Consider the following 13,497-nt stretch of genomic DNA (forward strand, 5'->3'; position numbering starts at 1 on the left):
TGCACAATTTTGAGGTTCTAGGATTACATTTTTGACTTTCCGAACTTCTCATTTTTGACATTAGACTTCGTATCAACCTTTTACCCCGCCCAAAGCAATGCCGTTTATAACCTGCTTTTGCAATGCGATGAACACAATGACCAGCGGAATGATCGCCGAGACTGACGCCATCATCATAATGGCATAGTTGTTGGTGTAGTCATCACGGAACAGCGTCATCCCCAGCGGAATCGTGTATAAGTCCTTGTCCAGCAAGAAGATGAGCGGATTCTGGTAATCGTTCCAGGTCCATATGAATTTAATAATGGCTACCGTAGCCAGCACTGGCTTGCACAGCGGAACCATAATGGAAGCAAATGTCCGCAGATGACCCGCTCCGTCAATTCTGGCCGCCTCCAAGTATTCATCGCTGATCCCGTTCATAAATTGACGCAGCAGGAACGTAAAGTAAATCGAGAACATGCTCATGAAGATGATGGCCTCATGCGTATTGTAGAGTCCAAACCAGCGAATGAGCAGAAACCGCGGAATGAGCGTCGCCTGATCCGGAATGATCATGAACGAGAGCAAGGCCATAAAAACAAGATTCCGTCCCTTGAATCGAATCTTCGTTAGCGCATAACCTGCCATGGATGAGATAATCAGGGTGATTAGGGTCGTAATAATCGCTATTTTAAAAGAATTAAAATAGAAATCATAGAAGGGAACTCTTCCCATCCAGACCATCTTGAAATTGTACGCCAGATTCACCTTTTCCGGTATCCATTGAATCGGGAATCGCATAACATCCTTCTCATATTTAAAAGCCGCGGAAATCATCCAGATGAGCGGTACGAGAAACACAATGGACAATGCCCCCATGATAAAGGTGACTACCACTTTGGACAGGTTTTTTCGAAGAAGCTGCATGTACATTCCTCTCCCTCCTTATTCTTCATTTCTCATTTTCCAGGTGAGCGCGGTAATCAGACCGATAATCGCGAACAGCAGCCAGGAAATGGCCGAAGCGTATCCCATATTGTAATATTGAAAGCCTTCCTCATAGATGCGGAATACAAGCACGGTAGAAGAATTGTTCGGGCCGCCTTCCGTTAAAAAGGCGATGATGTCAAACACTTTAAACGAACCGATCAACATTGTGATTAACAGGAAGAAGGTTGTCGGACGGAGCATCGGAACCGTAATCGCAAAAAACTTTTTAATTGCACTGGCACCGTCAATATCCGCCGCTTCATAAATTTCATTCGAAATGTTGGTAAGCCCGGCCATATAGATAATGATCGTGTAGCCCAGGCCCGCCCAGGAACTGATGATCGAAATCGCCAAGAGCGACGTTTTCGGATCGACCAGCCATTTCGGCGGATTGCTGATCCCGAGATCCATCAGAAACTGGTTGATCGGTCCCAGCGATGGGTGGAATAATGCGCTCCACACCGCAGCAACTGCGATAATCGAAGAGATATAAGGAATGAAGAACGCGACTTTAAAATAACTCTTGAAGAACACGCTGTTGTGAATCAAAACCGAAAGCACCAGAGCGATGGCAATCGGGATCGGCACCGTAAGAACCATATAGATCAAATTGTTTTTTATCGCTTGAATAATGGTCGGATCATGGAACATCTTGATGTAGTTATCCAATCCGGTAAACTCGATCCCCTGGACGCCTGACAGCATATCCCAATCGGATAAACTTAAATACAAAGAAAATCCAAGAGCAAACACGTTTAATAGCAGCATCCCGACGATTTCCGGGGCCAGAAACAGCCACCCGATCAAAGCCTCTTTCCGCTTGGGAGTCCAAAACTTCCGTCGGCTCTTGGGCACTGGTTGTTGTACAGCCTCCATCTAGCATCACCTCAACAATTTGTAAGTTGTCATTATAGTAATACATCCGGTATCGGCAAGAAGGAGGGATTATGACCAGCCATGTGCAAGATTTTGACCTAAAGAAGCCCCACAAAGTGGAGCCTAAACTTCGATCCTTATTCCAAATACTTTGCGGGGACCCCAACACAAAAAGCCCCACAAAGTGGAGCCTATGCTTCGATGCTTATAAGTGAATGAAATGGTAGCGGTCCGCTTATTTTCGTGCGGTGTACTTCGCTTTGTATTCGCTGGGTGTGGTCCCCACGTATTTTTTAAACACTTTTGAAAAATACGTCCGATCCGAATAACCTAATCCCATAGCTAAGGACTCCAGATTTTGTCCGGACATTCTGAGCATTTTGGTAGCCATCTTCATTTTGTATTGATGCACGTAATCCGTAAAGGTCAACCCCGTCATCCGTTTGAAATAGCGCGAAAAGTAGCTCGGATTCAAAAACAGATAGCGTGCCATGTCGATCGACGTAATGTTATCGTCAAGATGCTGATCGATATATTGCTGGATCACCTGCAGCTTCGGCTCATTCGTGGAGCTTCCCTCTCCCGCTTGCCGGGTTCCGATAATCTGGGTCAGCTTTCTCTCCACCAGCTCCATCATATCTTCCAAGGTGCGAGCTAAAGCAAGATAGGCAAACAAATCCTCATCGAATTTGAGACTGGAGAACATCAGCTCGATACCTCGCAGCATGGAGGAAAGATCCCTGGCAAAGTCGGCCGGATCAATTGACAGCTCTTTTGCGGTGCTGGCGATTTTATGCAGGGTCGTACGGATACCGTCGAGATCCTGCTTGATGAGTTTCCGTTCCAGCTCCGAAACGTAGCTATCTAGAAATCCCTGAGGCGCGGCTTGAAACCACCGCGACCTTATTTGAGAAACTTCGGATATCGTATAGTCGGAATTTTCGTAAAACTCGCATTTGTCATGAAGAATTTCCTGATAAATGGAGCCAATCGAGCTTAATTCCATTTTGTCCGTAACCGCGATTACGTTCGGTTGAATTTTGAGAAAATGGACGCACTGATAACGCAGCCGCTGCAAATAATTATGGAGATGCAAGCTGGCATTCTGTGCGAGGTTCACCCTAAAGTTATGCAGAATCACAATGTTCCCCTGCTCCATGAACGGCGTAATCCCTTCATATGATTCGGACAATTCCATCGCGATATTGTAGACAGCGTATAAAATCAGCGGAAATTCCGATTGTCTGAAGCGCTTGTCAAAGCTGGAGAACTGAATGCTGACCAGCCCCAGCATAAACCATGGATACGTCCAGGAAATGCCGATCTGCGCCGCATAAGCCAAAGTGGCCTCGGACGGAGAGCCATTGATCACCTTTTGCAGCAAATCCTGCCGAAAGAGCTGGCTATTGTAACTCGCTGCCTCGCGATTAATCAGACCAGCCCGCGTCTTTAACAAGTGCATGGACTTGCCGAGGCTCTGTTCCAGCTGCTCTGCCGTAAGCTGATCTTTGATCAAATAATCATCCGCCTGCAGTTTTACGGCCTGCTGGGCATAATGAAAATCCTCATGACACGTCAGGAAGATAATCCGAACCTCCGGCTTCATACGAATAAAATGGTCCGCCAGCTCAATGCCGTTTTTCTGTGGCAGTCCGATATCCGTAATGACAATGTCCGGCCGGACTTCCTCAAACATGTGCATCGCTTTCGCGCTGGAATACGTACTGCCGGCAATCTGCAGATTGTTTGCCTCCCAGTCAATCATCTGTTGCAGTACCTTGAGCATAGGAACATCATCGTCTATGAGCATTACTCTGTACATCATTCTTCCTCTCCCTCCGGTAAAAAACCATGATGATGACTTTGGGGCAAGTACAGTGAAACTGACATTCCACCCTGCGGAAGGTTGGCGAGTGTCAAACTCGCTTCCTGTCCGAAGGTCAATCGGAGTCTTTGGATCACGTTCATAAGACCGACCCTCTCATAAGCACCATCCTGCTCGCCGCTTGGTCTTTCAAGTCTACGGTTTAGACATAGGAGCATGTCTTCATCGGCGCCGAAGCCATTGTTGATAATCTCGATTCTGATTCCGTCCGGGTTGCTTCGGGAACGGATCTCAATGCGCGGAGTTTGATGATCGACAAGCCCGTGGACGATGGCATTCTCAACGATGGGCTGCAAAATAAGTTTCGGCAAGATGAGTCCCTCGGTTTCCGGATCCAGGTCAACCTCTAAATGAAGCGGGATTTCATTGCGGATTTTCATAATGTCAACATAGTGGCCCAGCAGCTTGCATTCCTCGCGCAAGGTGGCCGGCTCATTGACCTTGAGATAGGCGCGGAGCAAACTCATCAGGGAATCAATAATTCCACTGTGAAGCGTATCCTTCGTCAAGATCAGGCTGCATTTGATCGAATTCAGCGTGTTGATCAAAAAATGTGGGCGGATTTGCATAAACAAGGCCTCGAGCTCCATCACTCGCTTCTGTTCCTGCTCCTGTTCGATATCATGGATCAGCCGCTGCAATTGATCGAGCATCGTATTCAGCGTCTGCCCCAATTCGGCGATATCATCCTTGCCCTTGACCTCCAGTCTGACATCCAGGTTTCCCATTCCGAACTGGCGTACGACCCGCTGCAGTTTGAGAATCGGACTGTGCAGCCTTTTGGCGATCAGGATGGACATTCCGGAGAACACGAGAAACAGCAGCAGAACCCCCGCAAGACCAGTATAAAAAGTCCGGGAGATTTGCCCCGACCACTCTTTCTCCGAGGCCTCGTAACCCAGCTTCCAGTTCGATTTCAATATGGTTTTGTCCGTTCGGACACTGCCCTTGGTCTCCGTATGATGCGGGAGCAACCCGGAATTGCCTGCGATGAATTCCCCGTTTGCATCAAAGAGCGCCACCTTGCCGAAGTCGATCGTACCCAGCAGCTTGTTGAAGTACGAATCGGAAATGGCACTAAGCAATACGGACACTTGCCTCTTCTCTCGGCTGTCATAGATGACCCTGGCAATATAATAACTCTTGCCTTTCCCTGACGAGTCGCCGCCGGCCATCCCAAGCCATTGCAGGGTTTCCGGTTTACTGAGATCGACGCGCTCCATCAGTTTGTCGAGACTTCCGTTAATGGCGGTCAAATCCTCCGTGCCGGATGAGATGACAAAATGCTGACGGTTGACCAAGTACATGCGAACGTTATTATTCAGCGGCTTGGAATTAATCAGGGAGAATACGTCCTGAATTTGTCTAAAATGTACATAATCCTGATAAGTAGCCAGCCGTTTGGTGTCTGCGAATGACTTCAGGATATTGCGAACATTCGTATCGTTCACGATAAAATGGGAAGCAAACGTAACATCGTCAATCGTCTTGCTCAGCTCATCCGTCATGACGTTCAGGACATTCTCGTTGCTGAGCTGCAGCTTCTCTACCATCGTATCCCGAATCAGAACAAATGAAATGATAGAAACCGCGATCAGCGGAATAAAGATCAGCAAAAGAAACGACAGCTGGATGCGTTTGTAGTAGGTGAATTTGAACATTTTCTCTGAGCCTCTCTTATGCTCTTGTCCTCTTTATTCTATCAGTCCTCTGTGCTGGAAGCATTCATTAAATGATGACGGTTGCATGCTTTTTTCCGCCTTGAAGGGTCATCAGCACAACCTCCCCGAAGATCTGCATGTCCTCCACCACAAAAGAATCATAATGGCCTGACGGCGCACGGTGACTAACAACGAGAATAAACTCTTCGTCCATACCGGGCAGCTGAATCCCGCATGCCTCCGCTTGTCCGTCATGAACCCGTTCGCCCGTATGGCGATAAACAGGCACTTTACGGACTCGCGGCAAAGCCGTATCGCCCGGACGATGAGGATACAGCACCTGCATCATGCTGATCCATCCTTTCCCGGTCCGGGAGTATGTGACATTCGCATTCGGTTCCAACAGGTTATATTCGCGGGATATTACACCCTCGCCAACTTCTCCGCGCAGACCGTCTGTGCGTACGGGGATAATCGATAGATTCGCCTCCCCGGGGGTGTTTGTACAGCATATCAATGACTCGGCTTCGATCCCGACTTCTCCTGGCGGGTGCGGAAAATGAAAATGCTGGGTAAAGGTATGCTGCTCAAGGCACACCAAGCTGTCGATCAGCAGCCAAAAGTAAGGCTTAACAAAGATGATCCTTCTCCGCGGATACAACGGTTCATTCCCATAGAGATAGCCGTCATGCGCCCCCTCGACATAGTCAAACACCGGCCTGCTGACCCATTTGCAGCCTAGCGGCGCGGCAATCCGGTCGAAAGACCAGGTGTCATTGATTCCGGTAAACCCGATTTCGTCGACAACCGTTGTGTTATGGGCTGAGCTCTCCTTTAATGCTTTTCTCAGCGGTGTATGGTCACTATAGTTATACCTTCCAAGATCCGTGAGCAGATCACGGCCGTAGGCATGAAGATCCACGTGCAGCATATCGGCGTGACCGTGGCCTCCGCCAAGCGGGCCGCAGTGAAAACAAAGGTACAATGCATCTTCGTCCCAACCCGTTCGCATCGTATAATGACCGGAATGGGTAAAAGCCCGGCTCTGAGATGGCGGCTCCGCTGGAACCATAGCTTTGTACTCACGGATTCCGTCTATGCCGAACAGCCAGGCATTATCATAATCCGGTCGAGCATGTCCGCCATATCTCAGAACGGAATCCCCAAATAACCACGCGGCATAGGTCAGAATACCACGAATATCGCTATCGTCGCTGTCTCCCAGCATCGGCTGCCTGTGATTTGGCTTCGCCCAGTACAGGGAGGCTTCGGCCATCTCGCGGACCGTACGCCGAAAAGGACCGTCAAGCTCCAATCCGTTGAGATTGGCGAGGTGAATGCAGTCAAGATAACAAGCCAGCACCTCATGATGATATGTAGGCGATTGCTCCCAATGAATGCCATCCGCCATAATTTGAAGACTCGCCGTCTCCTTCAATCTCTCTTCTCCCATTTCCCGCCAGCGTGCTGACTTGCTGAACTCGGGCAAGAACAGTGCAATATGGTATAAACCGCAAGTTTCCAGTACTCCCCAGTTGCTGATATGCTTCCAGCTGGTGAACGAAGCAGCCAGATACACCCCGTGCTCGTGAAGCGAAATCAGCGTTTTACCGAGCAATGACGGAGTCAGGGAAGGGCTACCGATCACGTATCGAAGTGCCTTGATCCAGTTCACGCTGCGCAGACCCGCCTCGATCGGGCGCCATGTCAACGTATCCGTCGTAGGTTCTCCAGGGACCGGATTCCGATCGATCCAGTCTCCAAGCTGCTGGCTAAACACTGCTGCATACTTCTCATCGCCTGTCATCGCATACGCTTGTCCCAGCGCCACCCAATAGCGGTGGCGATTCAGCATATAGGCCCACTCCACGTCTTGATCGGGAATATGGCACCAGTCAATATCACCGTCAAATGTAACGGGAATCACGCTACGCTCCATATCCCATGGAAAGCGGAACAGGAACGTCTGCTGCACCACCTCATCCGCCGTCTTCATGACGGTTTCCAGTTCATCTGCACAGAATTGTTTCACATAATCCGAAATTTTCTGCTTATCCTCACTACTCATCCACCATCCGGGTGTGTTCCGACAGGAGAAGTGTTTATGCAGCTTGCACAGCATATCGTACCGATGGCCTTGACCGTCTGCCTCCTGCATCGAACGCATTACGGGATCCTCCAGATCTAAAAGAGCCCATACGGCATTCACCGAAGCTTCCATGGCATCAGCGTTCATACCAGTACCCCTTGCTCCCGGTCTCCATCCGAATCAAAGCTTCCAGGTAAAAATAATCCCCCCAGATCATGAAATCATCCGGTGACAATCCGCCGCGTACATGATAAGAGCCATGCTTCAGCAGACCTTCCGCCTCCTTGCCGAGCGTAGAGTAATTTCGTACCAGCGAGGTCATGGAAGCCTCCAGGCTTTGCTCAAAGTCAGTTCTTTCCGGATCCTCCTCATCCAAATGCCCAATCAGTTCCAGCAAGCCTGCTGCCACAATGGCGGAGGCCGAGCTGTCGCGGTAAGTATCAGCGCTTACGGGGGCGTTAAAGTCCCAAAAGGCGACATGATCCTCCGGTAAGTGCTTCAGGAAATACTTCGCCATTCGTTTGGAGGTTTCCAGGTATACACGATCTCCCGTATATTGATAAGCCAGTGCGAAGCCGTACACCCCCCAAGCTTGTCCCCGCGTCCATGTCGAGCCGTTCGTAAAGCCCTGATGCGTGGCGCCTCCGATCGGCTCCCCCGTATGCGGATCGAAGAAGAAGGTATGGTATGAGCTGTCATCTCCCCGTACCAGATAACGCCGTGTCTTCTCCGCCTGCATGATTGCGATCTCTCTAAATACGGGATTGCCGGTTTGCTGTCCCGCCCAGAACAGCAGCGGCAGATTCATCAAACAATCGATAATGATGCGGCCGCCCTCCTGTTGATCTCCTTCAGGACCCCACGCTTGAATATATCCTCCGTCTGGACGCCAGCGTTTCAGCAGCAAGTCCGCAGCCTCAAGCGTCAATTGGCGGGCGCTCTCGTTCTTCTCAACAATCCACTCGGCTTTGGAGGACAAGGAATACAGAAATCCGATATCGTGATGATCAAGCACCTTTTTTTCTGCAAAGCGGCGGCGAAAATCTTCTACCGTTCGTTTTGCCCCCAATCGAAAGGCCTCGTCGCCCGTGTATTCATAACATAGCCAGAGAAGACCGCTCCAGAAACCGTTCGTCCAGTCGTCATTGTCATTCAGCAAATAAGCGCCGTCCCTGCTGACGTGGGGAAATCTTGTCCCGAAGGTATCCATGTTCTTCCGGATTTTGTCTACAGCATCTTTGATCGCACTGCTCCACATAACGTCGTGCTCCCTTCAAATCCATCATGATTACGATCCATGATAAGGAGAGTCACCCCGTTCTTGTAGAGCCGATTTTTGCCTTGATGTGCAATATTTTGACTTTTGCGCCCCTAAGGTGGTGAATAAGGAACAAACCTGTCCCTTTCCGTTCGAATCCAACGAAAAAAAGGGGTTATCCCAAAAGATCTTAGATCTTGGGGGAGGCCCCCTTCTTGCTGTAAGAAGACGCTCCATGTACGAATCGTTCCTCCCATCGCTGTTGCCCCCACATTTCTTGGAATGGTTCTGAGCAAGGACGAAATGTGTGGGCAAAGGCGAGCGCTGAAGCTTGTCCGGAATCGATTCGTCCTCTCCGCTACGCCGTGCAGATTTCTTGATTTTTTAGTCGCAAAGAAACCGTTCTTTGGTAAAGTGGAGGCACGACCCAAAGGAACGGTTTCTTTTGTACATTCAATATACCATGGACCAACTCTATCTTAATTAAAAAGAAGCCTAGCGGTGTGGGAGTAATATCCTGATCACCGCCATGGCTTTATTTGAAACACTTTCTGTTTATGAGAGCCGTACATCAAGCAACTAAGTCTATATAGAACGGCCCCTCATGTCTGCCGAGCGATACGGTCTAGCCGGCATGCTTTTTCCACTTTCTGATTTTGGTTCTGAAGCTTTTGTACGGCGCGACCGAATTGATGTGCAGCCATTTCCACATCGGCCAGTTGGCACTGGTTACCGTCCACTCGCGAACCCCTGAATGAAACAACTCTTCCTCACGCAAGCTGTTGATCCATTCACACCATTCTATCGTCCTCTGCTTTAACAACGAACGTAATTCTTCCAAAGAATATCCATCATACGTATGATAGAATTGCTGATACAACGCCCCCAACTGATTCCATTTTAAGTCAGGGGTTGGCGTCGTAACCTCTTTACCCGCAAGTTCATCCTTCTCCCAGCTCATCACCAGCGTTAGCCATCCCAGCTGATAGGCAATCATCTCTTGGGGTGTTCTATCGACTTCACTAATACGAAGGTTCCTTTTATCCTCTGGTACCTCATCAAATTCTTGGTCAAAAAGGCTATACGTTCGTTGAATTTCAGCGATGAACGCTTCTTTGCTCTGGTATGTTTGCAAGGTACTCTCTCCTTCATCATTAACAGGCTTCACTCCTCAGACATATCCAAATTATACCATGTTCAAGGATCAAGCACGGTGATGAATATCATCAATGGGATGTTCAAATCCCCCTGGACTCAATCTCATTCCGAAGCCTTGCGATCACATCATCTAAGGCACTCTCTCCAAGTTCGCCCTCGCCCCGTTTACGGACTGATACATGATCGGAGTTCATTTCCTTCTCGCCAAGAACAAGTGTGTAAGGCGTTTTCAGCAGGCCCGCCTCACGGATTTTATAACCCAGCTTTTCATTTCTTACATCGACGTTCACCCGTATGCCGGCATTTTCCAGACGCTTCTTCACCTTTAACGAGTAATCGATGTAATGGTCGGATACCGGTATGATCATAACCTGTACGGGAGCCAGCCACATCGGGAAAGCCCCACCGTAATGCTCTGTAAGAATCCCGATAAATCGCTCGATGGATCCAAATACCGCCCGGTGAATAACAACCGGCCGATGCTTCTGGTTATCTTCTCCGATATACGATAGATCGAATTTTTCAGGGAATTGGAAATCCAGTTGGATGGTGCCGCATTGCCAGCTTCGCTTTAAGGAATCCATGATATGAAAATCGATTTTCGGACCATAAAACGCCCCATCCCCTTCATTAATCCGATACGGCAGCCCCAGTTGATCCAGCACCTGCTTCAGGGAGGACTCCGCCTGCTCCCACAATTCCTCAGAGCCCATGGAATCTTCCGGTCTAGTCGATAACTCGATTGTATAATCAAAGCCAAACACTTGATAAACCTGGCTGATAAAATCGATAACCTGCTTGACTTCTTCCTGGATCTGATCGGGTCTTACAAAAATATGCGCATCATCCTGACAAAACGTGCGCACCCGCATCATACCGTTCAGTGCGCCTGAGAATTCATGGCGGTGCACCTGACCAAATTCGGAAATACGAATGGGCAGCTCTCGGTAGGAATGCAGTGAGTTTTTGTAGACTAACATATGCCCTGGACAATTCATCGGCTTCAGCGCATACTCCGTCTCGTCCACTTGCGTGAAATACATATTGTCTTTGTAGTGATCCCAGTGACCGGACATTTCCCACAGCCGCTTGTTCATCATCAGCGGAGTGCGCACTTCATCATAATCGCGATGGAACTGAAGTCCTCTTGCGAATTGCTCCAGCTCATTGCGGATGATCATCCCGTTCGGCAAAAAGAAAGGCATGCCAGGCGCTTCCTCCGAAAACATAAAGAGCCCGAGCTCTTTTCCCAGCTTCCGATGATCCCGTTTCTTGGCCTCTTCCAGCAGCAGCAGATGCTCTTCGAGCTGCGACTTCTTGGGAAACGCCGTTCCATATATTCTTTGCAGCATTTTATTGTCCGAGTTCCCCCGCCAATAAGCGCCGGCCACACTCATTAATTTGAATGCCTTGATTCTGCCCGTTGAAGGAAGATGCGGCCCCCTGCACAAATCAACAAACTCTCCCTGCTCGTACACCGAAATGACCTCGTCCGCCGGTAACTCGCGGATCAGCTCCATCTTGTACGGGTCATCTTGGAAAATACGTTCGGCCTCCTGACGATGCACCTCCTTACGATTAATCGGCAGGTCTTCCTGAACGATTTTCTGCATTTCCCGCTCAATGGCAAACAAGTCTTCAGACGTAATCGGATGCCCCAAATCCATATCATAATAAAAACCATCCTCAATGACAGGTCCTACCCCCAAATGGACGGACTGGCTGGCATACATCCGTTTAACGGCCTGGGCCATCAGATGAGCCGCGCTGTGCCGATACACGTACAATCCATCCTCTGAATCCAGCGTTATGATGCTTACTTTCGCATCCTCACACAGCTTATGATCCAAATCCACGAGTCTCCCGTTCACTCTGGCTGCAACGGCTTGTTTCTTCAGACCTGAATGGATGGATTCCGCGATTTGATTCATCGTCGTTTGTGCGGGATACTCCTTTTTACTTCCGTCTGGCAGCGTTACTACGATTGACATTGTTATCCCTCCATCAAATTTAGATTGAACGCAAAAAAAGCACTCGATCCCGAAGGGACGAGTGCGTTCAGCTCGTGGTTCCACCCTAATTTGATCCAGACTTACAGCGGCTAAATCGCAGCATGCTCATCGGATCCTCATTCAGACATCCGGTAACGGGGATGATTCGGTGTTTTCTAGTTCCATGTCGATTGTCGAACGACCGATCAGGGTTCAAAAACACAGCTACAAAGGGGTAATTCAAGAAGCAATCACGGAGGAAGCTTTCACCAATCACTTCCCTCTCTGGGCAGGTCGTTTCAAGAATCATGTCTTTGATCGTTGCTGATAGTAAAGTACTATAAGTCAGTTTTTTCTAATTGTCAAACATAAACTGACTGATAGATCCATGTTAATATGGATAACTTCCAGTCTCCTCCAATACATCAAATGTTAATATTTCTGCCATGGTCACTTTTCTTCATTGTTCCATGAGATTTTAATCAGATATCCAACGCCTAAACCAACCAAAACTCCTGGAAAGGCGCTGCCCAGCGCTAAACCGATACCCGCTCCAATGATGACGCAAGCGTAAATAATGACATCTCCCTTGTTCATTCTGTCCATCTCCTTCTGTATGTATTTATGACATAAATCGTAATTTTCTATCACAACATACATCTTACAAGATGACGTAGCGTCGCTTTCAAGTGGTTGATTTAAAAAAAGTAAAGTTCTAAGGGATCAGGGAGAGCTTATCGGAATTTGCCTCAAGCATCGTCAACCTTTGAAATGGGCGGTTAAATCTCCCTTGTTTCTCCTTGAAGCCAAAACGTTTAATATCTTACCATATGACATGAACGCTGAAGGAGGGTTGTCCATGGATATGTTTATAGATTTAGGGATTAAACTAATCGTCAGCTTTTTCGGGTTATGGATCATCACATTTGTTACGGGGAGAAAAACCATCAGCCAGCTTACACCGCTTGACTTCTTGTCCTCCTTAATTCTGAGTGAAATCGTCGGGGCAAGCCTCTATGATGATAAGGTAAACCTATATCATTTGTTATTCGCTCTTGCGCTTTGGACAACGATGTCTTACCTCTTCGAGAAGGCAACCACCCACTTTGTTAAGTTCGGATATTTAACGGAAGGCCGGGCGGTACTCCTGATCGATAACGGAAAGCTCAACCAAAAATTGTTGAACAAATACGATATGGAATATAAGCAGCTGTTATCCATGCTGAGACGGCAAAGCATTTTCTCGTTAACTGAAGTCAAATACGCCATTCTGGAAACGGACGGATCGCTGTCCGTCATGCGTAAACCCGAGTACGAGCCGCCCATGGCCCAGGATATGGGCATAGAAGCCAAGCCGGACACCTTTACGGTAACGGTTATTGACAAGGGAAAGCTGCTCGAGGAATCGATGCTGGGCAAACCCATTGAACAGGGCGAGATCCAATCGAAAGCACGGGAACAAGGCTTTGACTCCCTGGAAGACATCGCATACGCGGAATACGGAGATGACGGGAAGCTTTATGTTTATTCCAAGCGTGAGGTTCAGGGCTGAACCTGTACCCTCCGATGAAAAAACGAAAGAAGCCTGATAAATCAGGCTTCCAGAG

10 protein-coding genes are annotated in these 13,497 nt (G+C 48.5%); 1 reads left to right on the top strand and 9 read right to left on the bottom strand.

Annotation, left to right across the window (positions count from 1 at the left end):
• Window positions 1–72: 72 nt before the first annotated feature.
• The 9 genes from M4D81_RS16860 to M4D81_RS16900 all read right to left on the bottom strand — a co-directional run bounded on the left by M4D81_RS16860 (window position 73) and on the right by M4D81_RS16900 (window position 12,487).
• A complete protein-coding gene (locus M4D81_RS16860) occupies window positions 73–909 on the bottom strand; it encodes a carbohydrate ABC transporter permease (protein WP_397376704.1) in 837 nt (278 codons plus the stop codon).
• 18 nt (window positions 910–927) lie between these two features.
• Window positions 928–1,848: a carbohydrate ABC transporter permease gene (locus M4D81_RS16865; protein WP_220685558.1), complete on the bottom strand. Its 921-nt coding sequence runs from the start codon at window positions 1,846–1,848 to the stop codon at window positions 928–930.
• 235 nt (window positions 1,849–2,083) lie between these two features.
• A complete protein-coding gene (locus M4D81_RS16870; protein ID WP_260067402.1) occupies window positions 2,084–3,673 on the bottom strand; it encodes a response regulator transcription factor in 1,590 nt (529 codons plus the stop codon).
• Window positions 3,670–5,394: a cache domain-containing sensor histidine kinase gene (locus M4D81_RS16875; protein ID WP_260067403.1), complete on the bottom strand. Its 1,725-nt coding sequence runs from the start codon at window positions 5,392–5,394 to the stop codon at window positions 3,670–3,672. Before M4D81_RS16875 ends, M4D81_RS16870 begins: the two co-directional genes overlap by 4 nt.
• Before the next feature lie 67 nt (window positions 5,395–5,461).
• Window positions 5,462–7,630, bottom strand: a complete 2,169-nt coding sequence (locus M4D81_RS16880; protein ID WP_260067404.1) for an alginate lyase family protein — start codon at window positions 7,628–7,630, stop codon at window positions 5,462–5,464.
• The gene (locus M4D81_RS16885; protein WP_260067405.1) at window positions 7,620–8,741 is read right to left on the bottom strand and encodes a glycoside hydrolase family 88 protein; all 1,122 of its coding nucleotides are present in this window, start codon (window positions 8,739–8,741) and stop codon (window positions 7,620–7,622) included. Before M4D81_RS16885 ends, M4D81_RS16880 begins: the two co-directional genes overlap by 11 nt.
• Before the next feature lie 625 nt (window positions 8,742–9,366).
• On the bottom strand, window positions 9,367–9,876 hold the full coding sequence (locus tag M4D81_RS16890) for a ClbS/DfsB family four-helix bundle protein (RefSeq protein ID WP_260067406.1): 510 nt from the start codon (window positions 9,874–9,876) through the stop codon (window positions 9,367–9,369).
• Between the two features lie 103 nt (window positions 9,877–9,979).
• On the bottom strand, window positions 9,980–11,890 hold the full coding sequence (gene thrS, locus M4D81_RS16895; protein ID WP_260067407.1) for a threonine--tRNA ligase: 1,911 nt from the start codon (window positions 11,888–11,890) through the stop codon (window positions 9,980–9,982).
• A 450-nt stretch (window positions 11,891–12,340) separates the two neighbouring features.
• The gene (locus M4D81_RS16900) at window positions 12,341–12,487 is read right to left on the bottom strand and encodes a hypothetical protein (protein ID WP_260067408.1); all 147 of its coding nucleotides are present in this window, start codon (window positions 12,485–12,487) and stop codon (window positions 12,341–12,343) included.
• 262 nt (window positions 12,488–12,749) lie between these two features.
• Between M4D81_RS16900 and M4D81_RS16905 the strand changes: the two genes are divergently transcribed.
• Window positions 12,750–13,442: a DUF421 domain-containing protein gene (locus tag M4D81_RS16905; protein WP_260067409.1), complete on the top strand. Its 693-nt coding sequence runs from the start codon at window positions 12,750–12,752 to the stop codon at window positions 13,440–13,442.
• Window positions 13,443–13,497 lie beyond the last annotated feature (55 nt).

It is taken from the genome of Paenibacillus sp. p3-SID867 (genome assembly GCF_025142895.1).
Taxonomy (GTDB): domain Bacteria; phylum Bacillota; class Bacilli; order Paenibacillales; family Paenibacillaceae; genus Paenibacillus_AQ.

Bases quoted from the DNA above. Each gene is read 5' to 3' on its own strand.
- M4D81_RS16870 (WP_260067402.1), bottom strand. From the start codon at position 3,673: ATGATGTACAGAGTAATGCTCATAGACGATGATGTTCCTATGCTCAAG.
- M4D81_RS16860 (WP_397376704.1), bottom strand. From the start codon at position 909: ATGCAGCTTCTTCGAAAAAACCTGTCCAAAGTGGTAGTCACCTTTATC.
- M4D81_RS16900 (WP_260067408.1), bottom strand. From the start codon at position 12,487: ATGAACAAGGGAGATGTCATTATTTACGCTTGCGTCATCATTGGAGCG.
- M4D81_RS16880 (WP_260067404.1), bottom strand. From the start codon at position 7,630: ATGAACGCTGATGCCATGGAAGCTTCGGTGAATGCCGTATGGGCTCTT.
- thrS (WP_260067407.1), bottom strand. From the start codon at position 11,890: ATGTCAATCGTAGTAACGCTGCCAGACGGAAGTAAAAAGGAGTATCCC.
- M4D81_RS16905 (WP_260067409.1), top strand. From the start codon at position 12,750: ATGGATATGTTTATAGATTTAGGGATTAAACTAATCGTCAGCTTTTTC.
- M4D81_RS16875 (WP_260067403.1), bottom strand. From the start codon at position 5,394: ATGTTCAAATTCACCTACTACAAACGCATCCAGCTGTCGTTTCTTTTG.
- M4D81_RS16865 (WP_220685558.1), bottom strand. From the start codon at position 1,848: ATGGAGGCTGTACAACAACCAGTGCCCAAGAGCCGACGGAAGTTTTGG.
- M4D81_RS16885 (WP_260067405.1), bottom strand. From the start codon at position 8,741: ATGTGGAGCAGTGCGATCAAAGATGCTGTAGACAAAATCCGGAAGAAC.